At 67.1% G+C, this 565-nt stretch carries 1 protein-coding gene; it reads right to left on the bottom strand.

Annotated features, from left to right (window positions below; genetic code table 11):
• Nucleotides 1-16: 16 nt before the first annotated feature.
• A partial coding sequence (locus BIU82_RS16975) for a sugar phosphate isomerase/epimerase (RefSeq protein WP_139146670.1) occupies nucleotides 17-565 on the bottom strand: 549 nt, incomplete at its 5' end.

Genomic DNA, 565 nt, shown 5'->3' with positions numbered 1-565 from the left:
AGGGCGGCGCCGGGGCTCAGCCTGCCTGCGCCACGTACTTTTCCATCGTCTCCAACTGGAAGCGGGCCACGTCCGCGGCGCTCTCGTCTTCCGCGAAGACCGAGGAGCACATCACGGTGTCCGGGGAGTCCAGGAAGCCGATCTCCTTGAGGCCGCCGAAGAACTCGTCCCAGTTGACCTCGCCGTCGCCGATCTTCAAGTGCTGGTGAACGCGCACCGCGTTGCCCGGCGGGTTGGTGATGTAGCGCAGGCCGTGGGAGGCGTGGTGGTTGAGGGTGTCGGACACGTGGACCACGCGCAGCCGGTCCCCTGCCGCGCGCATGATGTCCAGCGGCGCATCCTTCATGTGGAAGGTGTGCGAAGCCACGTACACCATGCCGACGTTCGGGGAGTTCAGGCCACGGATCACGCGCCAGGCGGCCAGGCCTTCCTCCACGAAGTCGTCCGGGTGCGGGTCGATGGCCACGTGCACGCCCTCGCGTTCGAAGACCGGCAGGAGCTCCTCCATGGACTTGTAGAAGCAGGCTTCGGACTCTTCCGGGAGCTCCGGGCGGCCGGAGAACTC

The organism is Arthrobacter sp. SW1 (assembly GCF_001766675.1).
Lineage (GTDB): Bacteria > Actinomycetota > Actinomycetes > Actinomycetales > Micrococcaceae > Arthrobacter.
This window is presented reverse-complemented; position numbering and strand designations above follow the sequence as displayed.